Genomic DNA, 22,077 nt, shown 5'->3' on the forward strand with positions numbered 1-22,077 from the left:
CCCGGCTTAGTTTCGCACATGGCTGGATCGAGCGGTTTCTAGGCGAGGGTGTTAAGTATGAATTGTTTGGTTTTTGACTATAATTGAACGAAGAAAACTGGCTATATACAATCCACGGTAATAACAAGTATAGGCTTGGTAAGCAAATTCTTCTATTAATTTTCTGATATTATACCAATCTTGTGGGTCCTCATACAAATCAGTTATTATTACATGGGGTTCAGCAAGTGGAACAAATGCAATATCGGGTTCGTAAATATCCTTAGGATAAAATCCGCCTCTGTCTCTTTCAATTTGAATTTTTTGGGAGAATCATATTCATAATGTTCAAAGAGCCTGTCAAGCCTATCTTTTTTTTCTGGGTCCATGTTTAATATTTTCTTTCTCAAATGTTTTATAACTTTCCCTTCCTTGATTCACAAGGAGATCAAGCAATCCTTGTAAGCAAGGAAAAAATCATTCTTGTTATTTTTGTGTCAGCACCTAGCTTAGATCCTAACGTGACATAATCACACCGGCGAAGCAACGACGAAAGGCCCACGCGAATTTCACTTACGATTTGTAATCTCACCGAGCCAGAACAAAATGCTTTATTCCTTTTGCCTGCATATATAACCACGGAGGTGTTAATTAGCTATGACTGAGACCATGAACGACCCTAAAAGAATTATCATTATGGGCGCAGCCGGCAGGGATTTTCACAACTTCAACGTTTATTTTAGGGATAATCCCGCGTATCGTGTCGTCGCATTCACCGCGACCCAGATACCGGATATAGAAGGCAGAACGTATCCTGCAGAACTGGCCGGCGGCTCATACCCGGACGGTATCCCCATTTTCGCTGAAGAAGACCTGATCAGCTTGATAACAGAGCATGCGATCGATCGTGTTGTATTCGCGTACAGCGACGTACCTTATGGATATGTGATGACAAAAGGCGCGGAAGTAAATGCCGCGGGTGCGGATTTTATCATGCTGGGCCCGCATGCGACCATGCTGCGAAGCGGTGTGCCCGTGATCTCCGTCTGTGCGGTGCGTACCGGCAGTGGCAAGACCTCGGTAAGTAAACGGCTCTGCCAGCTTCTGCTCGCGCGCGAAAAGACCGTGGTCGTCGTACGGCATCCCATGCCCTACGGCAATCTTGCACAGCAAGCGGTACAACGGTTCTCATCCTATGAGGACATCGAGCGTATGGGGTGCACGATAGAGGAGCGGGAAGAGTATGAGACGCATATCGATGTGGGCTGTATCGTCTATGCCGGTGTGGACTACGAGAAGATCCTGCGGCAGGCAGAGACCGAAGCGGATATTATCATCTGGGACGGCGGCAATAACGATTTCTCGTTCTTCAAGCCTGATCTGAACATCGTGGTGGCAGACCCGCACCGTGCCGGCGATGAATTGACGTACTACCCGGGTGAGATCAACGCACGCATGGCCGATGTGGTCGTGATCAATAAGCAGGATACCGCGGAACTGGAGAAGATCGAGCAGGTACGCCGGAATATAATGAAAGTAAACCCGGATGCGAAGATTATCGATTCAGCATCGCCGATCACCGTCGAGCACCCTGAGCTTATCAAGGGCAAGCGGGTACTGGTGGTCGAGGACGGGCCCACCTTAACACATGGCGGCATGAAGTACGGTGCCGGGCTCATTGCGGCTCGTAAAGCAGGTGCAAAAGAGATCGTTGACCCACGGCCGTTTATTACCGGCACGATCACGAAAACCTTCACCGAGTATCCTGAGATCGGGCCGCTGCTGCCTGCTATGGGCTACAGTGCGGAGCAGATCAACGACCTAGAGCAGACAATCAACGCAGCCGAGTGCGATGCGGTCGTCATCGGCACGCCGATCGACCTGACGCGTGTTATTACGATCAACAAGCCCGCAACACGGGTGCGGTACGGCATTAAGGAGATTGGGGATTCGAATCTGGAAGAGGTGGTTGATGCGTTCTTAGAGCAGGTGAACGTTTGAATGGCTCTGATAGTGGCCGCGCTTGGCGGCAATGCAATCATCAAAAAGGGCGAGCAGGGCACCTTCGAGCAGCAGTTCCGCAACACCTATGAGAGTATGGGCTATATCGCGCATCTGATTAGAGCAGGGCATCAGGTGGTGCTGACCCACGGGAACGGGCCCCAGGTGGGGTTTATCATGATCCAGGTAGAAGCAGCCGCAGGGAAGGTCCCGACTGCACCGTTACATGTGGATGTTGCCCAGTCACAGGGCAGTATGGGGTATATGATCGCCCAGAGCCTCATCAACCAGTTAAAGGAGCATAGCATTGATACCTGCGTGGCTGCTGTGATGACGCAGGTTCTTGTGAATACTGATGACCCGGCCATGACGCATCCGACCAAACCGGTCGGGGCTTTTTATACCAGAGAACGGGCCACTGAGCTGGAACGCCTCGGGCATACCGTCATCGAGGACAGTGGTCGCGGCTGGCGGCGTGTCGTGCCCTCACCACGACCGATCAGGATCATCGAGACCGATATCATTAAAGAGCTCGTACAGGCAGGTACAATTGTTGTCGCGTGTGGCGGCGGCGGCGTACCGGTCGCAGAAGAGAACGGTGCGCTGAAGGGTGTGGATGCGGTGATCGATAAAGACCTGGCGTCCAGCCTGCTGGCGGTCGAGATAAAGGCCGAGGTGCTCATGTTCCTGACGACTGTGAAGCGGGTCGCGCTGAACTATAATACGCCGCAGCAGGTCGACCTGGAACGGTTGAGCCTGGCTGAAGCCCAACAGTACTTGAACGAAGGGCAGTTTCCGCCCGGGAGCATGGGGCCCAAGATCGGGGCGGCGGTCGAGTTCGTGGAAAACGGCGGTAAGAGAGCTGTGGTATGCAGGCCCGAGTATGTCGTTGAGGCGCTTGCGGGGGAGGCAGGGACGGTGATCGAGTGAAAGTAAATTTTGCGGTAAAAAGAAAAGTGAAGAGAGAGGTTTCTAAAACCTCAAAAACGTCGGAAAACACTAAAAATATAAGAATCTATGAATCATAGTTCTAATATGCCAAAGTTATCTAAAATGGTGGTTCAATCATAATGGAGATAACCATGAGGAAAAACTATGTGTATCGTATGGACCATGATGCAGGGTTTGCCAAACACCAACTTTGGGATATGTTCGCTGACCGGCTGTAAGAATAGTAAAAGTGGAAAGAAAAGGAATGTTGAAGAATTAGCAGAACCGGGAAGTTGGGTAATCGGAATAGGTGGAAAAGGAACTAATCGGCCAGACAAGCTAATATACGCAATGGAAGTTGAAAGCAACCTGTCACTTGACCAGTTCCGAGAGAAATATCCTGGCAAGAGTGAATATCTCAAAAGTCACACGCCAGGCTCCAATGTTCTGGTTTCTCGCAAGTTTTACTATTTCGGAGAAAACGCTATAGACGTTCCTAATGAGCTAAACCACATAATCAAAAGGATAGAAGGATTTTGGTATATTTCAGATGAAGACATCAAGAGACTGAAAAATCATTTGTCGAAGGAATACAACTATGGCGTACATGGAAATACAAATAATCCAGAAGCAAAGGAAACCTGTGAGAAGTGCTAATTGAGGCTACAAATGAAGAAAGTCATACTCAGCAGAAAAGGATTTGATTCGAGTGCTGGAGGATATCCAAGTCCAATACTTCCAGATGGAAGATTGATATCACTGCCAATACCCGTCGTTAAAGGCTCACGGAAGTATGACCCGGATGCGCCCAAATATTCCAACTTAGTGTTCAATGGAAATATGACATATCTTGATCTACTTAGAAAATTGAGATTGACGAGATTAAAGGGAGCCAATGAATTAAACTGTAAATGCCACCCAGATCCTGACATTTATAAGAATTTGCGGGAGAGACCAAAGAATTTGAGGGGTGCATTTGGACAAATTGAGATTGCCCAAAAGCATTTAGAAAATCAAAATGTTGGTAAAGATGACATTTTCCTCTTTTTTGGACGGTTCAGAAAAATTGACGAGGATTTTGCTTATATTGGTGAAGATTTGCACGTAATCTTTGGTTACCTACAAATAGAGGAAAAAATACTAGTTCAAAAAGATACAAAAGTTCCAGACTGGCTTGAGAGTCACCCACATTGCACTACAAAAAGAAGAGGTTGTTACAACAACACAGTGTATATTTCCAAAGATAGACTGTCATTCAATAACTCTTTACCGGGGTATGGGGTCCTCAACTACAACGAAAATCTTGTATTAACAAAAAGAGGACACCGCAAATCACAATGGAATCTACCGCCATTTTTTAAAAACCTAATAAGTTACCACTCTGAAAAGAGCTGGAAGAATGGTTATTTCCAATCGGCTGGTAGAGGTCAGGAGTTTGTAATTCAGTGTAACAAGAAAATTGAAAACTGGGTTAAAGACATACTAAAGAAGGATTGATATGATTACACCGCCACATCAGATAACACATTATATATGTTTCGGGTTTGAACCAAACCCTTCTGGGCATTACCTTCGGCAACCTTGTTGTATATCCGTCAGCCGTTAACTTAAAAATCCCAAGTCAACGTGAGGATAACCAATAATCTAGGGTCTGGTCTCTTACTGGACTGGGGGGGGGTTATAAGGGGGTCTGGCCCCTTATTAAGAACGTTTGATGGGCCTAGCCGATTATTCTGATAATTCAACTCCTTCCTCAATCGCCTGCTTCACGATCCCGATCTGCCACTTCTTCTTCTCGAACTCCGCGGGAGTGTAGCAGAGCGGCTCCAACATTTGCTGCTTGTCCCGGTCACTAAAAGCGGCCCCTTTGCCAGATCACAAACTACATCCCCAAATATTTAAACAATCCATAGACCAAAAAGGCGGGCCAAACGAGCGCTTTCAAAAAGCCGAGCACGCCCATCCAGACTGTCGTTGCCTCGCCGATAAAATACACTGCCGCACCGATAAACCCCAAGCCGTAGATGGCGCCTGCCGGACTACCTTCGTGCATTTTACGCTCACACTTTTCGTCTTTCATGATAGATGGATCGAGTAACGACGAGCGAGTAAATAAGCTTTTCGGTCATTGACGGTGTTTGCGAGCGCTGTGCCTGAACACCATCACGGCCCAAGCTAAAGTAGTTGAGGTATTCTTCAGAGAAGAAAATATTACCTTCCCGCATTTCTTTATCCTTCCTTCTTCCGCCTTGACATGAAGCCGAAGATTATCAAAATTCTATCTAGAATACGTGAACTAACTCTGAATCCCCCTCACCACATCGGTTGTATGTATTATTAGAACCGCTAAGCACACAGGCAAAAACCTTTTTTAAAGCCGCTTCGAACCTCTCCAGACCCGTATCCGCTTCCTCCTTCGTGATGACGAGCGGTGGGCAGAACCGTATGACCGAGTCGCCGCAGGGCAATAGTACGACACCCGCCTTGAACCCTTCAACTACAATCCGGTCCCTCGTATCCGGGTCTATAGAGCCATCCGGCTTCACGATCTCGACCCCGATCATCAGTCCCAAACCCCGGACATCACCAATCGCAGCAGGATACCACGATTGCAGCTCTCGAAGTCGCGTCATAACATGATCGCCCAGCTGTTTCGCCCGCGTTCCAAGCTCTTCCTTCTCCATGAACTGCAAAGCAGCAAGCGCTGCCGCCGATGCGAGCAGGTTGCCACCGAAGGTGTTGGAATGGGTGCCCGGCGGCCAGTCCATGATCGAGCTGCTGGAAAGGGTTGCGCCCAGCGGAAGACCTGCTCCCAGAGCCTTCGCCATGCACACAATATCAGCACGCACGCCGAAGTGCTCCATGGCCATGAACGTACCAGTCCGATAGCAGCCTGACTGCACCTCATCAGCCACCATTAAAATGCCATTCTCGTCACAGATCCGCCTGATCTCACGGTGGAATTCCGGTGGCGGGACGATATAGCCGCCTTCGCCCTGGATTGGTTCCACAACGATCGCCGCCGTATCGTTCGGGCTCAATTCTTTCTTGAAAATCAGCGTCTCGATCTGTCGGGCACATGCAATACCACAGTCTGGATATTCCAGGTGGAGTGGACACCGGTAGCAATACCCGTAATGGGCGTGTACGACCCGAATAGTGGGATAGTGCACCTTATGCTTGATCTTCGAGCATGTCAGGGAGAGTGCCCCGAGTGTCCTGCCGTGAAAGGCACCGTAAAAGCCTATCAAACTCTGCCGGTCGAGTTTCCACATTGCCAGTTTGATCGCGGCCTCTACCGACTCGGTACCGCTATTACTGAAGAACACGCGGTCATAGCCAGTCAACTGCCCGAGTCTTTCAGCGAGTCTGACCGGCGGGTCAGCGAAGAAGGTTGAGAAATCACCGTGCGTTATCTTTTCCAGCTGCGCCGTGATGGCGGCCGAAACCTCCGGATTCGAATACCCGACGTTCATCACCGCGGTGCCCGCGCCTAAATCGATGTACGTCTTCCCGTCCACATCGGTAATGGTCGCTCCTCTGGCGCGCTCGATTACCAGCGGATACGGGCGTGATAAACACGGAGAAATGATGCTGCAGTCACGCTGAATAATCCCCTCTGCTCGGGGGCCGTGTGGTTCTATCATCTTCTTTTCTCTCTCACGCTCCTCTTCATTCTATCTGCGCTTTCTGGAGCTTACCGCTATAATCAACATATACGGCCTTTACTTCCGTGAACTCTTTGATGGCGTCAGTGCCCGCTTCTCTAAAACCGTTGCCCGTACCCTTCACGCCGCCAAACGAGAGATGCACCTCAGCTCCGATAGTGGAAGAATTGACATAGGTGATACCGGCTTCGATCTTCTTAATGGCCCTGAATGCACTGGTGATATCCCTGGTATAGATCGAAGACGAGAGGCCGTAGCTGGTACTGTTCGCCACGTCGATGGCGTCATCAAATCCCGGTACCTGGATCAGAGAAACCATCGGCCCGAAGATCTCTTCCTGGGCTATGCGCATGTCCGATCCAACGTCCGTGAAGATGGTGGGTTCGAAGAAAAAGCCGGGAAGATCTGGACTGGTCACGTTACCGCCGGTCAGCAGCGTTGCTCCTTCATCCTGGCCTATTCGGCTATAGTTCTCGATCTTATTAAGCTGGCTCTTGTTAATCACCGGACCGACATCCGTGTTCGGGTCCAGTCCGTCACCAAGCCGGAGGGCCTGTGTCCTGGCCAGAAGTTTCCTGGTGAACTCATCCTTCACCTTCTCATGCACGATGACCCTGCTGGCTGCAGTGCAGCGCTGTCCCGTAGTGCCGAAGGCGCCCCATATCACGCCGTCCACGGCGAGATCAAGATCAGCATCGTCCATGATAATAATGGGATTCTTGCCGCCCAATTCCAGTGACACTCGTTTCATGGCTTTTGCACATTCGCCCATGATCCATTTGCCGGTCTCCAGGCTGCCGGTAAATGATATCGCTCGGATATCCAGCTGATGGACAACTGCCGCTCCGACGGTCCCGCCGGGTCCGAACACTAAATTGATCACACCAGGGGGCAGGCCTGCTCCTATCAACACCTCCACCAGCTTGATGGTCAACAACGGCGTATCACTCGCCGGTTTCATGACAATGCCATTGCCGGCAACAAGCGCCGGCATGAGTTTCCAGGCCGGGATTGCCATGGGAAAGTTCCAGGGGGTGATCATACCGACCACACCGATGGGCTGTAGCACGGTCATACAGAACTTGTCCTTCAATTCCGAGGTGGTGGTCTCCCCCAACATCCGCCGTCCTTCTCCGGCAGCATACAACGTGATATCGATAGCTTCCTGGACGTCGCCTCTGGTCTCAGGAAGCACTTTACCCATCTCCTGCGTCATCAGAACCGCCAGCTCTTCTTTCCGCTCTTCTAATAGCCGAGCGGCCCGAAAGAGCACCATGGCGCGTTTGGGCGCCGGTGTCTCGCTCCAGACCTTGAAAGCGTCCCATGCAGCCTCCACCGCACGATCCACATCATCCTCACCTGCAACCTGGAATGATGCGAGCTTATCCAGTGTTGCCGGGTTGATATCATCAAAAGTTTCATCTGTGGATGAATCGGTCCACGCTCCACCGATAAGCAGGTTATATTCTTTCATTACTGATACATCAAGCATAAAAGCATATAAGAACTTTTCACTTTTTACATGAAAGAATAGGTGATCTGATAGTGCCATTTTGGGAACTATACAGTAAGCATAAAAATTTATTCTGCGGCAATGTTGACGGGGATTCTACTCCCCCGCTGCCACATCCCTTTCTCCTTAAGTGTTTCAATTACCTCGCTTTTTCGCTCAAACTCCCTGGTTCTGAGCTCTTTACGCTTGATTTTACCACTGATCGTTTTTGGGAGCTCGTTAACAAATTAGATCTTGCGTTTCCCGCACCGAAAAAGAAGAGAGCTTCGAGTGTAATTTTATCGTAAATCACATTGATCAATTCATCGGCAACAGTGGAATCACCTGTAATCACGATTTGGAGTGGAAAGACCTCACTCAGCCAAACATTTAAATAAGGTTCCGCGTAATAATTGTTAGTGGAAACATGGATGAGATAAAAGCATCCGGAGAGCATAAGGCGCATTGGATAACCATATCCTCAGATGAATACGAGTCCATGAAATCAACACTTGAAGTTCTTTCGGACCCCGAATTGATGGAACAGATAAAAGAGAGCAGAGATGATTTCAAAGCAGGGCGATTCAAAAAGCTCCAGGACTTATTTAAAGAAGGCGAAAGCAAGGATTAACTAACGAATTTCGTTTTTATGCTTAAATCCGACAACTACGATTATATGTTCGCTTTCATCTATCTCAAAAAGCACTCTCCATCTTTTCTCAAAATAGACTTCCCATATGCCCCCTAGAGGCTGCCGTAATGGCTTGGCATAAGAATGCGGCGTAGTTTCAAGTTTTACAAGCTTCTTATACAGTCTCCCCTTCAGGTGCTTGTCCAGCTTCTTATCTATGATGCGGTGGATTTTATCAGGGATGACAATTTCGTAGGTCATAGGTAGTTTTCTGTAATCTCCGATCATTCATAAAATGAACGTTTTCATTTTAACCCCCTATATTGGTTTTCCGAATATCATTTATGCCACACGAGGACAGAGATGCAGAAATCCGTACAACCTTGAATTATAATCTAAGCAAGGAATGACCCAGAAGTTCATTTAGAGAGGAGAGGTTGTCTACTCTCCCCGCTGCCACATCCCTCTCTCTTTAAGTTCTTCAATAACGTCTCTCTTTCGCTCGAACTCCCTGGTTCTGAGCTCTTTACGCCTGATTTTACCACTGATCGTTTTGGGTAGCTCTTTTACGAACTCAATCTCGCGCGGATACTTGTAGGGTGCCGTTATACGTTTGACATGCTGCTGAATATCCTTGGCAAGTTCCTCGGACGGCTCGTACCCCTCTCTCAGGACGACAAAAACCTTCACAATCTCGCCGCGTAACAGGTCAGGGCTTGGTATCATCGCGCACTCGAGCACTGCCGGATGCGAATCAACGGCGCTTTCTACCTCAAACGGGCCAATCCGGTAGCCGGAACTGATGCTAACGTCATCAGCCCGCGAGTTGAACCATATGTAGCCATCCTCGTCCATCAGTGCGAGATCACCGGTTAGATACCACTTGCCAACGAAGCATTCAGCCGTTTTTTCCGGCTTGTTATGATAGCCCTTGAAGAGCATCGGATGATCTCTCACAACTGCAATCATGCCCTTCTCACCCGCGGGCACTTCTCGTCCTGTATCGGAATCCACAATTGCGCCCTCCACACCTGGAGTGAACCTGCCCATCGATCCCGGCTTTATCGCCATTCCCGGTATAGTGCAGGCAACCACACACGTCTCCGTCTGGCCATACCCTTCTCGAACCGCTATGCCAAATTTATCGTCGAAGTAGCGAATAATACCCGGCGTGCAGGGCTCGCCAGCAGTTAAAATCACCTTCAAGTCCGTCAAATCGTATCGCTCGTTCGCGTCGTCAATCGCCGTCATAGTCCTGAGTTCCGTGGCGGTCATACAGGCCCGGTTTATCTGCCATTTCGCAAGTAGCGCAAAGAATTTCTCGGGCTCGAATCGGCCTGCGTAATGGAAGTTCGTAGCGCCCGCATTGACAACAGCCCCAAAGGGCGCCCAATACCATTTCGTCCAGCCCGGTTCGGTTGTTCCCCAGCAGAGCTCGCCCGATCGGGTATCCCACCAGTAATAGCGATTCAGCCGATCATAGCAGTACATCACCGAATGGGTGTGTACCACTCCTTTTGGTGCGCCCGTTGTCCCTGAGGTGTAGTTGATGGTTAACCAATCAGTTGCTTTGATTCTTTCAAGCGTCAGATCGCGTGATGCCGCATCGACCTCCTGCCGGAAGTCCCGCCAGCCCTCCCGCTGACCGACAAAGAAGAGGTTGTCAAGTGAAATTTTGCCTTTAACCGCATCGACCTCATCAGCAACGGTGGCGTCACTGGTGATCAACGCCTTGACCCTGGCATCTAAAACGCGATATTCGATATCTGCTCGCCTGAGCATGATGGTACAGGGAACGACAACGCCGCCGATTGCCCAAATGCCGATGTTTACCGTATAAACGTCCGTGCCCCGCGGCAGCAGTACCAAAACCCGGTCACCTTTTTGGATGCCCAAATCTCTCAAGACGTTGCCGAATCGCATGGCTCTGTCCCAGACCTCTCCGTAGCCTGCTTTCTCGACCGTCCCATCGGGGTGCTCAGTAATCGCCATCAATTTCGTTCTATCCTCGGCCCATCTTCTAATAACCTCAACAAAATTGTAGTCCTCAGGAATATTCCATCTGAACTTCGTTCTTTCCGCTTCGTAATCGAATGCGGTTATTTCTTTACCCATTTCTTCAATCATCACCTTCCTTATAGCAGCGTATCAGCGTCCACGCTTAGCCGAAGGCTGGTTTGATGCCTCAAAGCGCTCCCGCTGCGTGAGCGGTAGGTAAGTTGACACCAGAGTTAGCATGTATACATTGGCACCTACTAGTTAGAAAAGATGACGGGTCGACTCTGGTTACTTTGCATCCCTACGAAGCTCGACAGCATTTTCCTAGGCAGACAATTAGTTCATCCATTAAACCGTCAAAGGTGACACGGTCCCTTTCTTATCCAACTCGTAGTGCACCACGGTTATGCATTGCGATGCAAGATACGAAGTCGTTCCAAGCGATAGCTTCTTGTGCTCAAATCGCTCGACAAACTCCGCCTCGCTCTGTGGCAAACCTGAATGGTCGCCAAGAACAAATACCGAGTCCGCTTTGAGCTCTACAGTGTTTATTACTTTCCCTTCCTCATGTAATACGTAAAAGAATGCCCCTTCTGACGCCAACTCCTCTATCAACTGCTGAAAGCTGATTTTGCGTATACGTATCCCGGGATTCCGCCGCTTATTCGCCAGCGCTAGCTTTATCCACGACGCTATATTCCGCTCATCCGGCGAGACGCCCCGCAATAAGTCCCCGTAAAATGAGATAACAACCGGCGGAGGCTGACTACCGCATGCGACCACATGAATGCAGGAGTCCCGTCTCAACGCGTGACTTATCCAGAGCGCATTAGAAATGCAGCGTGCCACGAGGTCCATTCTGCCGCCGCTGCCCGGTAGGTCGTCCAGCCTAAAATCAGGACTGGTAACCGCCTTCCCAGCATAAAGGATGAATTGTCTCATCGTACGGTCTGTTCAACGTATACTTTTTGAGTGGTAAACGGAATCTATTTCAGTTTGCATCTCTGCTCACAAGGTTATAGGCAACCTCTTGCGCCTTCTCCATTATCTCCTCCTCGCCCTCTACTTTTCCCCCCTCCATCAAAATCTTGCCATCGCATATCACCGTATCAACGCAACTACCGTTGGCAGCATAAACGAGATTCGAAATCAAATTGTGGTTGGGCACAAGCGCCTCATTCTGTAAGTCCAGCAGCGCAATATCCGCCAGTTTCCCTTTCGCGATTACTCCGGCATTCAACCGGAACATCTTTGCGGCGTTCCGTGTTGCGAGCTCGAACGCTTCGTGCGCCGGCATACTCGTCGGATCGCCGGAGAACGCCTTATGAACCAACGATGCGATCTTTATCTCTTCGAACATGTCAAGGTTATTGTTCGACGCACATCCATCGGTTCCCAGTGCGATGGCGGAGTATAAGCCTGCATTCTTCAACGCATCGTATGGCAGCGTGCCTGAGGACAGCTTCATATTCGATACAGGGTTATGCACGATCTTCACATCATGCCGCTTCAGCAACACCATCTCTGCCCTGCTCAAATGGACGCAATGGCAAGCAATGACGCGCGGACTTAACAACCCGATTTCATCCAGGAATTCCACCGGACGCACCCCATACTTTTTTTTACACTCCTCTACCTCTTCCTCGGTCTCCGATACGTGGGTGTGAATCAGAACATCGTGCGTCTCTGAGAATTCCTTAACCCACTGGAGGCTCTCTCTCGATACGGTATAGATCGCATGCGGGCCGAGCGCAAATAGAACCCTATCGGACAGGTTTTGACTCGCCGTGTACAGCGCTTCGTTCCGCTTTATCTGCTCCTGCGCCTTCTCCTCGTCAAACCCGTCGATAAAGACCGCAGACAGCATCGCGCGTATGCCACTCTCCGCTACCGCCTTCGCACTGCCTTCCCAGTGCCAGTACATATCATTAAAGAAGGTCGTGCCCGATTTGATCATTTCCAGGCACGCGAGTTTCGTGCCCCAGTACACGTCTTCCTCCGTCATCTGCGCCTCTACCGGCCAGATCTTCGTTGAAAGCCATTCGTGCAGCGGCATGTCATCGGCATAGCCCCGGAGGAGCGTCATTGCCGCATGCGTATGCCCGTTGAAGAGACCAGGAATCGCAGCTTTTCGGCTGCCATCAATCACAAATTCCGCCTCGCTTACTTCGCTCTTACCACTGCCAGCGTCAGTAATCGCTGCTATCTCATTCCCCTCGATGTAAATGTTCTTCTCCTTTCCTTCCACCAACACGTTCTGTATTAGAATTGACATGGGTTTACATCATTCACGCTCCCAAGGAATAGCCTAATCCTGTTGCAAGGATCCCCCCTGACAGTGTGGCCACGATATTCACGTGATGCTTAGTTAACCTGAACGGTTTTCGGTCCTCCACCGTTGCGCCGAGAACGCTGTCAATAACGCAGCCTAAAAACCCTGCTACGAGGCAAATGAGAAAGAAGAATAGCTCCCTATGCATTAAAGCACCGGAAATAACGAATGTGAGACCAACAAGCGAAATCAAAGCAGATCCGAGCACTGCAGCGCCGAAACCGGGCAAACTCACGCCGCCATTGGTGCCCACGGGCACTTTTTCAAGCGTCGTGATTAATCTCGGATTCCCCTCTGCTTGTCCGATTTCCGTTGAGAACGTGTCTGCACAGGCTGTAGCGACTGCACCGGAGAACCCGAGCAAAAACAGCGTGTTCTGACTGGAAACGGCATAGAGCACGGCGAAGATGAGTGGTGATAAACCGTTGCCCAGTACGTTATTAATGTCTCGCATGCCCCTGTTACCTTCCGCAACACCGAGTGCCGCCTTCTTCTCGTACTTATAGCGCGTTACCAAGTTTCCGAACAGAAAGAACGTGAAAAGCGTAAGCAGCCCGGCATAACCAAATTCAGGTCCAAAAAGTAGTAGAATGAGCACGCCGAGTGTGAGCGTCCCTGCGACTGCAGAGCGGTTTATTTTACGCTTCGCGTACGCATAAAGCACGGCTGAAAAGGCTATTAATACCGTAATCGCGGTAATCACGAGGTGCTCACTGACTGTCATCAAATTAGAAGAGTGTTTCTTGCTGCTTATTAAACCTTCTCTATTGCGCTATCTGCTTATCCACAACGCTCTCGGGAATGATCTTACCCATCATAGTGAAGCTCTTTATCTTCTCTATGAACTTCGTCTTCATTTTACCCTCTAACGCATGCTCGAGCACATCCTCTATCGTTACCACTGGGGTGATCTTCACCTTATCCTTATATTTCTCCTCGATGAGCACGTCATTCAGGTTGGACTGAGGAATCAGAACCTCTTTGATGCCCGCCTGTACTGCTGCCTCTATCTTCGGCGTTATTCCGCCCACTGGCAGAACGTCACCTCGCACGGAGAGAGAACCCGTCATCGCTACACGCTGATTCACTGGAATGTTCTCCAATGACGATATAACCGCAGTAGCAACGGAAATGCTGGCTGAATCGCCCTCTACGCCTTCATACGTGCCCACAAACTGAATGTGAATGTCCTTTCGGGATATGTCCTTCCCCGTGAATTTCTTGAATACCGCAGAGACGTTCTGCACCGCTTCCTGTGCGATCTCCTGCAACCGACCGGTTGCTATTACCCGCCCTTCCTCGCGCGACTGTGCAGGCGTAACCTCGGCAATTATGGGCAGCATCACCCCGGAATCGCCCACTACCGCAAGTCCGTTCACCCGGCCGACCTCGAACCCTTCGGTTTTGAATAATTTATAGTCCTTCCTGTGCTCGAGATACTCATCAGCCAATTGCTGCTCCACCGACCGTGCCATCATCTTTGCATTAACCACGTGCTCGCCCGTTGTGTATTTCGCGCCCTCTGCACGGGCGATATCACCTGCTACACGTACCAATCCGCCGAGATCCCGTAAAATGAGCGTGAGATGCCCTTTTCTACCTGATCTTCGCATCGACTCCCTTATTATCTCTTCCACGCCACTTCTATCGAAGTGCGGGATCTTTTTATCCTTCCGTACCTCCTGAGAGACGAATCTGACTAGTTTCTTTCTGTTCTCTGGAGTGTCGTCCATCGAATCTTTCATATAGATCTCGTATCCATAGCCCTTTATTCGAGAACGGAGTGCAGGATGCATACCCGCGATGGCATCCAGATTGCCGGCCGCAACCATAATGAAATCACACGGAACCGGATCGGTCTTTACCATAGCGCCAGCGCTTCGCTCTGACTGCCCGGTTATTGCATATTCCTTCTCCTGTAGCGCCGTGAGCAGGTTCTGCTGCGCTTCTATCCGCAGCGTGTTTATCTCATCGATGAAGAGAATGCCTTTATGCGCCTTGTGAATCGCACCTGCTTCCACCCGGTCGTGTGCTGGCGTCTCCAATCCGCCGGACTGGTACGGATCGTGCCTTACATCGCCGAGTAACGCGCCAGAATGCGCACCCGTTGCATCCACGAATGGTGCAGTATCTCGTCCTGCATTAGAGACGAGCAGCTTCGGCATCATCGCTTCCTCCTTCGGCATCATCCAGCGAAACACTAAAAGCACAACCGCAGCAGCAATGATTGACCAAAAGATATACTCGAAGCGTCCGGTTTGGAGCGAGTAGATCAAACCCATAGCCATGATGAGGAAGAAGGTGAACATGAAGAACGCATTGCGCATCTGAATGCGCTTTCTCACTTCCAGCCGCTGTGCATCGACTATCTCCTTCCCTTTGCCGTGCGGCACAACCCGTATCTTCGGATTGTTTTTATCTTCTATATTAGGATACGCCAGAGTGTCCTGTAACTCCTCCTTGGGCAGTAATTCCGCCATGCTGCTCGCCAGCATCGACTTTCCGGTACCCGGCGTGCCGATAAGCATCACGTGTCTTCTCTGCTGCGCCGCTTTCTTCACCACTTCCACGCCATGCTCCTGGCCGATGACCTGATCAATCAGCAACTTCGGAACCTCTATATCCTCCGTTGTCTTCAGCTCAATACCTGCTAACAGATCACCATCGATCTGCATATCCTCGGCACGTGCCCCTTCCGATTCGCTCATTCGCTCTATTTTAATTCACCCTCTCGTTAGTTACATCCTTACGCTTTATAAGATAAATAAGTTTCATTCTTTGTTGTTCTTATACGTATGCACGGCATTACGCCCCTACCACGCAGTAGTTCGTCTTTTGGAGGATCACGACCCGCTCCCCATCTCGAACACATCGTGTATTGCTTGCGCTGCTCGGTACGCCTCGTCCTTCGTCACAACAATGGAGATATTGAACTCCGAACTGCCCTGAGAGATCATTATCACGCTTATGCCCTCTTTACCGAGTGCAGAGAAGATCTTCCCTGCAACTCCCGGCGTTCCTGCCATACCGGCACCGACAATGCCCATTGCGCACACGTTACTATCAGACGTGAAATCGCGTATCACCGTACCGCCGGTATTTATGCTCTGTATCGCCCCTGTTGCTCGACCTAATTGCGCGCTATCGATAACGAACGAGATCGTCATTTCAGACGAGCCCTGACTTATCATGATGATGTCCACATTCTGAGCGGCTAAGACCGAGAATAGACGCGCTGCAACGTCAGATATGCTCCGCACACCAGTACCCGTGATATTAATAATAGAGGTGTTTTCGATGATGGTAATGGCTTTAACGGCTTTTTCCGTCTTCTCCGCCTCTTTTCCTATCAGTGTGCCTTCGTCCTCCGGTTTGAACACATTCTTCACTCGTATCGGTATTTGTTTCGCCATTACGGGCTCTATCGCTCGCGGATGGAGTACCGAAGCACCGAAGTAGGATAACTCCATCGCTTCCCGGTATGAAATGTACGGTATCTTCCGCGCATCCGGTATTATTTTGGGATCCGCACTCATTATGCCCTCCGTCTCTTTCCAGAGCCAGATCTCGTCGGCATCGATCGCCGAGCCGATTATGGTGGCGGTGTAGTCCGAGCCGCCTCTGCCGAGCGTTGTGATTATCCCTTTCCGCGTCTCGCCGATGAAGCCCGTTACAACGGGTATCGTAGTGCCCAGTAACGGTGTAATTCGCGCCCGTATCTCCTGTTCCGCACGCCCGATCAATTGTGCGTTGCCGTATTCTTCATTTGTTAGTATCCCTACTTCACCACCGGTGCAGGATACCGCGTCCAGACCCAACGATTGGAGCGTGCCCGCCAGTATGGGCGCTGCCAGTCGTTCGCCGAACGAGCTAATATAATCCAATGATCGTGGCGTTAATTCGCCTAAGAGGCAGATACCGACCAACGCTTTCTCCAGTTCCGAGAAACGATCGTTTATCGTCCCTTTTACACTTTTCAACACTTTTCCGTCTGATATAGCCTCGGAAGCCGTTATTTCATGCTTCTTTCTGAGCGCCTCGGCGAATTCTTTCACCTTCTCCGTGTTCCCTTCCTGAGCTACCTTTTTAGCGTTATCCAAGAGCGCGTCGGTAACCGTAGAAAGTGCGGACGTTACTGTGACGATCTCAGCTCTTTCTGCCTCTTTGCGCTCTTCTTCCGCCGCCTTGAAGCGCTTGATCAGTTGTGCTACGGTCTTTATCCTCTCCCCGTCTGCAACCGCTCTACCTCCAAATTTCATTACCACTCGCATTCTCTTCTTACTGCCCCCTCTTCTCCCTCAAATTTCGCCTCGTGCTCTTCCGTATTCTACTTAGCTCCCGTTCCAAAAAGATTTATATGCGGTGATTTAAAAGTTACGTAAAGGTTGGTAGTAGCTTATAGTCCAACGAGTAAATAGCGAGGTACGTATAAAAAATGGCAGGACAATTGGGTGGAACCCCTATAATATTATTGCGAGAAGGGAGCGAAAGAGCAAGAGGAAGAGAGGCACAGAGTGCGAATATAAGCGCGGCGAAAGCAGTTGCTGCTGCCGTTCGTACGACGTTAGGACCGAAGGGAATGGATAAAATGCTTGTGGATTCCCTTGGTGACGTGGTTATCACAAATGATGGCGTGACGATCCTCAAGGAGATGGACATAGAGAGCCCAGCAGCGAAGATGATGGTCGAAGTGGCAAAGACCGTGGATTCCGAAGCGGGCGACGGCACGACCACATCCGTAGTTCTCGGTGGCGAACTGCTGAAGAAGGCAGAAGATCTTTTGGAGCAGGAATTACACCCCGCGGTCATCGCATTGGGCTACCGACTTGCTGCTGAGAAGGCGAGAGAGGTGCTGAATGAGATCGCAATTGATGTCGCGATAGACGATGACGAGGAACTGAAGAAAGTGGCGCAAACGGCAATAACAGGAAAATCAGCAGAAGCTTCCCGTGATTTCCTCGCTGACATTGCGATTAAAGCGGTTAAAGCGGTAACAGAAGAGACCACCACGGGCAAGAAAGTGGTTGACGTGGATAACATCAACGTCGAGAAGAAAGTGGGCGGCCGAATGGGTGAGACCGAGCTGGTGCAGGGTATGGCCTTGGATAAGGAAATCGTGCATCCAGGAATGCCGCGGAAGATAAAGAACGCGAAGATAGCACTGATTAATGCCTCTTTAGAGGTGAAGAAGACCGAAACGAGTGCAGAGGTGAAGATACGATCGGCAGATCAGCTCAAGAGCTTCCTCGCGGAAGAGGAGCAGATGATGCGGCGACTCGCGGAGCGCATAAAGGAAAGCGGCGCGAACGTTGTGATATGCCAGAAAGGAATAGACGATCTGGTGCAGCACTATCTGGCGAAGGACGGCATTATGGCGGTGCGACGGGCGAAGAAGAGCGATTTGGAGATGTTAGAGAAAGCAACGGGCGGTAACGTCGTGAGTACGGTGGAGGACCTGGCGAAGAGCGATTTAGGACACGCGGGACTGGTCGAGGAGCGCAAAATCTCAGGGGATAAGATGCTCTTCATCGAGCAGTGTAAGAATCCTCATGCCGTGTCTATCGTGATACGGGGCGGAACGGAGCATGTGGTGGATGAAGTTGATCGATCGCTGCACGATACGCTTCGGGTGCTCGGGAGCATAATCGAGGATGGCAAAGCGGTCGCCGGCGGTGGCTCGGTCGAGACAGAGTTAGCGTTAAAGCTACGGGATTACAGCGCGTCACTCAAAGGCCGGGAACAATTGGCCGTGGAGAAATTCGCAGAGGCGATGGAGATCATACCGCGAACTCTGGCAGAGAATTCTGGGCTCGATCCCATCGACAAGCTGGTCGCGTTGAAAGCCGCGCACGAGCGTGGCGAGAAGTACGCGGGCTTGGACGTTTATACCGGCAAGATCGTGGACATGCGTGCGAGTAACGTGATCGAGCCGTTGAGGACCAAGCGACAGGCAGTGCAATCGGCAGCCGAAGCAGCAATAATGATCCTCAAGATCGATGATGTCATCGCGTCGAAGAAGGGCATGCCAGCACCTCCAGGCGGCGCAGGCGGGATGCCTCCAGGTGGAATGCCCGAAGGAATGTACTGATCACTCTTACGATTGTACATTCGTTCATTCACACACAACACATAATCGCGCAGGAACACTCGGAGAGCAGCATTTCTGTTCTCTGAGGTGTATTTTTATTTCATGGCCGTCTTGAGTATTTTGGTTTGGTTCTAGTTATACACATAGACTTTCATACACTACCAAATTTTCGTTTTACCTATGATTTCTCATATTATATCACATCCACTCATAGATCTAGAGAAGATAATTCGTATATAGTGTTATAATTCATATTCTTTGAGGGCATATGGGTAAACCTGAGGAAAACGGTGGAAATGGCGCATTCGAACTAAATCATTTCCAGAAGGATGCACTAAATGAACTTTGTAACATCGCGTCATCTCATGCGGTAACGTCTCTGGCTGAGATGACCGGTAGAACGTTCGATATGAAGTACCGAGTTTGAACGTGGTACCGCTAAGAGATGTGAAATACCGTATAGGGCTGAAGAGATCGTTGCAGGAATTTTAATTGGGTTCGAAGGCAGTTTCTCAGGGTATATTTATATCCTCTTCCCAGAGCACAGTGCGTTCCAGCTTGCTGATCTTCTACGTTGTAGAATGATCGGGGAGACAAAAAGCATCGAAACCGAGATGGAAGAATCGGCATTGATGGAAACGGGTAACATACTCGCTTCGGCGTTCTGTGATGCCACTGCGGACTTCCTTCACTTTTCTCTGGTGCCCTCTCCGCCATCCTTTGCGTTTGATATGGTGGGTGCAATGATAGAATATGCACTTATAGAACCATTCCGACCACGAGAAACTGAGCACGTAATTCTCTTCGAATGCGCGTTCCAGGATTCAGAAGAGAGAGATTTTTTCGGCTATCTCCTGTTCTTTCCACATCCGAGCACTCTACAGTGGATTTTATCGCTGCTCGAGAAGAAACTTTCTGAAATACGATAGAATCGTTGATTGTATGAAGGACTGGCGAAAACAACGAGCTGAACAAAATGCAGTATCTTATTGAAAGTATCTTATGAATTCCGTGTGTGCCCGAACTCTCAACAAAAAGAAGCTAAACCGGGGACAGAGGGAGAAAGAAGCACTTGAAACGTAAGAGAAGTGATTCGCTCCCACAGGTACCGGTACGCCGACTTGTATACGGGCTGGCTATTCAGTTCCGGTGTATTTCAACCGACCACCCTTAAATTTAAAGTCCGGCGGCCTCTGCTCCGTTTCGATCAGTTCGCGTGTCCTGCCAGATATTCGTGATTCGATATCCTCTGCCTCTTCTTTTACTGCGCTCTTCGCTATGTGCAGATCATCAATCTTCAGCATCCCGGTAGCGGCATACGCGGCCGAGATAACCGCCTGTAACTTCACTGCTAACGGATCTACAATCCCTTCTTCCCGCATGTCTTTCAAGGTCTTATCCTTCCCTGAGATCCCGACGGTTTTATTGCCCGCATAATGCGCCGCTCTGAGCTGTGTGAGCGTATCGATCTGATCCATGCCGCTGTTCTTCGCTAATGCCTTGGGTATACATTCCAAAGCGTCGGCAAAGACGTTCACCGCCAATTGCTCCTTGCTCGGGATCGTTCTCGCGAAGTTCCTTAATTCCGCCGCGCATTCCGTCTCTACTGCACCGCCTCCTGGCACGATTCGAGCATCCTCGCATAAGCACGCAACCGCATGCAACGCACTCTTTATGTCGCCCACCATACCCTCTAAAATCCTGAGATGCGCGCCGCGAATAATGATCGTAGAAGCCTCCTTATGCGGGCAGTCCTCGAAGAATACGTGGTTCACTCCGCCTATCTCGTGTTGCACTACCCGGCCAGCGAAGCCAAATTTGTCCTCCGTAAGGTCACTGACGTCCTGCACTATCTTTCCCGCGGTGGTTTTCTCCAACCGCCTCAAATCCGTCATTTTCACGCGCTTCATCAGCATGATTCCGGCTCTTCGGAACTTGTCCAGCGCATCTTCATCCACGCCCCACCGACAACAGATCACGTTTGCACCCGAAGTTATGACCGCATCAATAAGTTCATTGAAGATCCGCGCTCTGACATCCCGGAACTCCCGGAAATGCGAGGCTTGTGAGAACTTGACATGGAAATCGAACGCTCCAAGGGTTTCACCCGCTTTGCTCCGCTCCCTTGCCGCTGTTCCGGTTTTCAATTCCTTTCTGCCTTTTATTTTTGGCTCTTTATGTTCCAGCGGGAAATCGAGCAGCGCTATCCTCGCGTTCTTCACGTCTGTTGGGAGATCATCCAGAACGTCCCGGTCAACGACGACGCCTTCGAAGAATCGGGTCTCACTTACCCGCCCTCCACTTTTCGCCTCTATTATCACTTCATCCACATCGATCGGCAACTCGCCGCTTTTGCTTATCCTTCTTATGCTCTGCACGATCGCATCGACCAATCGATCCTCCTCGCAATACTCGCCCCTCTTCAATGCGGTCTTCGCCACGTGCCTCAAATATTCATCGCTTTCTTCTATCTCAACCGGCGATGCTAACTCATCTAAAACCTCTTTTGCACGTTTCAGGGCCTTTTCATAACCGCTGACAATCACATTCTGATGGAGGCCCAACTTCTTCAGCTCAAATCCTCGCCCCACCAGCTCACCGGTGAGAATCATTACGGTAGCTATGCCATCTCCCACTCGTTCACCCTGTGTCAGGCCGGCATTTAGCAATATATCCGCAGCAGGATGCATATATGCCAATTCCCGCGCGATACTGTACCCGTTACTGGTGACGAGGTCCTCTGTTTCCAACTTCGTGGCACCACTGGTTATCATCTTCTTCGCGCCCAGAGGTCCGATGGTGGATTTGAAGATATTGGAAAAGGTAAGGGATATTTGAGCATTTGCCTCCTGGATCTCCTCGGGCGGCACTTCACCCGGCGGTAACTCATCCTTTATTGTCATCTTTTCTCGTTCTCCTCGCTATCCTCCCTATAACGAATATATCATCAGCTACAAA

General features: G+C 50.1%; 19 protein-coding genes. 8 read left to right on the forward strand and 11 right to left on the reverse strand.

What is annotated here, in order from left to right; genetic code table 11:
* The first annotated feature begins 648 nt into the window (after positions 1–648).
* The 4 genes from JW878_10790 (at position 649) to JW878_10805 (ending at position 4,407) form a co-directional block, all read left to right on the forward strand.
* Positions 649–1,980 carry a tetraacyldisaccharide 4'-kinase gene (locus tag JW878_10790; protein ID MBN1763537.1) on the forward strand — a complete coding sequence of 444 codons (1,332 nt, stop codon included), beginning with the start codon at positions 649–651 and terminating at the stop codon, positions 1,978–1,980.
* Complete coding sequence (gene arcC, locus JW878_10795; protein ID MBN1763538.1) at positions 1,981–2,910, forward strand: carbamate kinase; 930 nt, start codon at positions 1,981–1,983, stop codon at positions 2,908–2,910. It abuts the gene before it with no gap.
* A gap of 165 nt (positions 2,911–3,075) precedes the next feature.
* Positions 3,076–3,567, forward strand: coding sequence for a hypothetical protein (locus JW878_10800; protein ID MBN1763539.1), 492 nt, complete (start codon positions 3,076–3,078; stop codon positions 3,565–3,567).
* A gap of 12 nt (positions 3,568–3,579) precedes the next feature.
* A complete protein-coding gene (locus JW878_10805) occupies positions 3,580–4,407 on the forward strand; it encodes a hypothetical protein (GenBank protein MBN1763540.1) in 828 nt (275 codons plus the stop codon).
* Positions 4,408–4,792: 385 nt separating this feature from the next.
* On the opposite strand, the gene JW878_10810 is transcribed toward JW878_10805, so the two are convergent.
* The 3 genes from JW878_10810 to JW878_10820 form a co-directional block, all read right to left on the reverse strand.
* On the reverse strand, positions 4,793–4,990 hold the full coding sequence (locus JW878_10810; protein ID MBN1763541.1) for a hypothetical protein: 198 nt from the start codon (positions 4,988–4,990) through the stop codon (positions 4,793–4,795).
* 202 nt (positions 4,991–5,192) lie between these two features.
* Positions 5,193–6,557, reverse strand: a complete 1,365-nt coding sequence (locus JW878_10815) for an aminotransferase class III-fold pyridoxal phosphate-dependent enzyme (GenBank protein MBN1763542.1) — start codon at positions 6,555–6,557, stop codon at positions 5,193–5,195.
* 25 nt (positions 6,558–6,582) lie between these two features.
* Positions 6,583–8,052 (reverse strand): aldehyde dehydrogenase family protein, encoded by a 1,470-nt coding sequence (locus JW878_10820; protein ID MBN1763543.1) that lies wholly within the window; start codon positions 8,050–8,052, stop codon positions 6,583–6,585.
* A 445-nt stretch (positions 8,053–8,497) separates the two neighbouring features.
* Here JW878_10820 and JW878_10825 point away from each other — a divergent pair, with 445 nt between their 5' ends.
* Positions 8,498–8,701, forward strand: a complete 204-nt coding sequence (locus tag JW878_10825; GenBank protein ID MBN1763544.1) for a hypothetical protein — start codon at positions 8,498–8,500, stop codon at positions 8,699–8,701.
* Here JW878_10825 and JW878_10830 read toward each other — a convergent pair whose 3' ends face one another.
* The 7 genes from JW878_10830 to JW878_10860 form a co-directional block, all read right to left on the reverse strand.
* Positions 8,702–8,989, reverse strand: a complete 288-nt coding sequence (locus JW878_10830; protein ID MBN1763545.1) for a type II toxin-antitoxin system RelE/ParE family toxin — start codon at positions 8,987–8,989, stop codon at positions 8,702–8,704.
* Positions 8,990–9,142: 153 nt separating this feature from the next.
* The gene (locus JW878_10835; protein ID MBN1763546.1) at positions 9,143–10,828 is read right to left on the reverse strand and encodes an AMP-binding protein; all 1,686 of its coding nucleotides are present in this window, start codon (positions 10,826–10,828) and stop codon (positions 9,143–9,145) included.
* Between the two features lie 219 nt (positions 10,829–11,047).
* Complete coding sequence (trmY, locus tag JW878_10840) at positions 11,048–11,641, reverse strand: tRNA (pseudouridine(54)-N(1))-methyltransferase TrmY (protein MBN1763547.1); 594 nt, start codon at positions 11,639–11,641, stop codon at positions 11,048–11,050.
* Positions 11,642–11,690: 49 nt separating this feature from the next.
* Positions 11,691–12,974 (reverse strand): amidohydrolase, encoded by a 1,284-nt coding sequence (locus JW878_10845; protein MBN1763548.1) that lies wholly within the window; start codon positions 12,972–12,974, stop codon positions 11,691–11,693.
* A gap of 13 nt (positions 12,975–12,987) precedes the next feature.
* On the reverse strand, positions 12,988–13,755 hold the full coding sequence (locus tag JW878_10850) for a DUF92 domain-containing protein (GenBank protein ID MBN1763549.1): 768 nt from the start codon (positions 13,753–13,755) through the stop codon (positions 12,988–12,990).
* A 40-nt stretch (positions 13,756–13,795) separates the two neighbouring features.
* Complete coding sequence (lonB, locus tag JW878_10855) at positions 13,796–15,739, reverse strand: ATP-dependent protease LonB (GenBank protein MBN1763550.1); 1,944 nt, start codon at positions 15,737–15,739, stop codon at positions 13,796–13,798.
* A gap of 135 nt (positions 15,740–15,874) precedes the next feature.
* Positions 15,875–17,302: an aspartate kinase gene (locus tag JW878_10860; protein MBN1763551.1), complete on the reverse strand. Its 1,428-nt coding sequence runs from the start codon at positions 17,300–17,302 to the stop codon at positions 15,875–15,877.
* A 164-nt stretch (positions 17,303–17,466) separates the two neighbouring features.
* Between JW878_10860 and JW878_10865 the strand changes: the two genes are divergently transcribed.
* The 3 genes from JW878_10865 to JW878_10875 all read left to right on the forward strand — a co-directional run bounded on the left by JW878_10865 (position 17,467) and on the right by JW878_10875 (position 20,048).
* Positions 17,467–19,119, forward strand: coding sequence for a TCP-1/cpn60 chaperonin family protein (locus JW878_10865; GenBank protein ID MBN1763552.1), 1,653 nt, complete (start codon positions 17,467–17,469; stop codon positions 19,117–19,119).
* 268 nt (positions 19,120–19,387) lie between these two features.
* On the forward strand, positions 19,388–19,546 hold the full coding sequence (locus JW878_10870; GenBank protein MBN1763553.1) for a chemotaxis protein CheC: 159 nt from the start codon (positions 19,388–19,390) through the stop codon (positions 19,544–19,546).
* Between the two features lie 25 nt (positions 19,547–19,571).
* The gene (locus JW878_10875; protein MBN1763554.1) at positions 19,572–20,048 is read left to right on the forward strand and encodes a chemotaxis protein CheC; all 477 of its coding nucleotides are present in this window, start codon (positions 19,572–19,574) and stop codon (positions 20,046–20,048) included.
* A 207-nt stretch (positions 20,049–20,255) separates the two neighbouring features.
* On the opposite strand, the gene JW878_10880 is transcribed toward JW878_10875, so the two are convergent.
* A complete protein-coding gene (locus JW878_10880; protein ID MBN1763555.1) occupies positions 20,256–22,022 on the reverse strand; it encodes a TCP-1/cpn60 chaperonin family protein in 1,767 nt (588 codons plus the stop codon).
* Positions 22,023–22,077: the final 55 nt, after the last annotated feature.

Source organism: Methanomicrobia archaeon (assembly GCA_016930255.1).
GTDB lineage: Archaea > Halobacteriota > Syntropharchaeia > Alkanophagales > Methanospirareceae > JACGMN01.

Coding starts and splice junctions, on each gene's coding strand:
- JW878_10790 (MBN1763537.1), top strand. CDS start 649: ATGAACGACCCTAAAAGAATTATCATTATGGGCGCAGCCGGCAGGGAT.
- arcC (MBN1763538.1), top strand. CDS start 1,981: ATGGCTCTGATAGTGGCCGCGCTTGGCGGCAATGCAATCATCAAAAAG.
- JW878_10800 (MBN1763539.1), top strand. CDS start 3,076: ATGTGTATCGTATGGACCATGATGCAGGGTTTGCCAAACACCAACTTT.
- JW878_10805 (MBN1763540.1), top strand. CDS start 3,580: ATGAAGAAAGTCATACTCAGCAGAAAAGGATTTGATTCGAGTGCTGGA.
- JW878_10810 (MBN1763541.1), bottom strand. CDS start 4,990: ATGAAAGACGAAAAGTGTGAGCGTAAAATGCACGAAGGTAGTCCGGCA.
- JW878_10815 (MBN1763542.1), bottom strand. CDS start 6,557: ATGATAGAACCACACGGCCCCCGAGCAGAGGGGATTATTCAGCGTGAC.
- JW878_10820 (MBN1763543.1), bottom strand. CDS start 8,052: ATGAAAGAATATAACCTGCTTATCGGTGGAGCGTGGACCGATTCATCC.
- JW878_10825 (MBN1763544.1), top strand. CDS start 8,498: ATGGATGAGATAAAAGCATCCGGAGAGCATAAGGCGCATTGGATAACC.
- JW878_10830 (MBN1763545.1), bottom strand. CDS start 8,989: ATGATCGGAGATTACAGAAAACTACCTATGACCTACGAAATTGTCATC.
- JW878_10835 (MBN1763546.1), bottom strand. CDS start 10,828: ATGATTGAAGAAATGGGTAAAGAAATAACCGCATTCGATTACGAAGCG.
- trmY (MBN1763547.1), bottom strand. CDS start 11,641: ATGAGACAATTCATCCTTTATGCTGGGAAGGCGGTTACCAGTCCTGAT.
- JW878_10845 (MBN1763548.1), bottom strand. CDS start 12,974: ATGTCAATTCTAATACAGAACGTGTTGGTGGAAGGAAAGGAGAAGAAC.
- JW878_10850 (MBN1763549.1), bottom strand. CDS start 13,755: ATGACAGTCAGTGAGCACCTCGTGATTACCGCGATTACGGTATTAATA.
- lonB (MBN1763550.1), bottom strand. CDS start 15,739: ATGAGCGAATCGGAAGGGGCACGTGCCGAGGATATGCAGATCGATGGT.
- JW878_10860 (MBN1763551.1), bottom strand. CDS start 17,302: ATGCGAGTGGTAATGAAATTTGGAGGTAGAGCGGTTGCAGACGGGGAG.
- JW878_10865 (MBN1763552.1), top strand. CDS start 17,467: ATGGCAGGACAATTGGGTGGAACCCCTATAATATTATTGCGAGAAGGG.
- JW878_10870 (MBN1763553.1), top strand. CDS start 19,388: ATGGGTAAACCTGAGGAAAACGGTGGAAATGGCGCATTCGAACTAAAT.
- JW878_10880 (MBN1763555.1), bottom strand. CDS start 22,022: ATGACAATAAAGGATGAGTTACCGCCGGGTGAAGTGCCGCCCGAGGAG.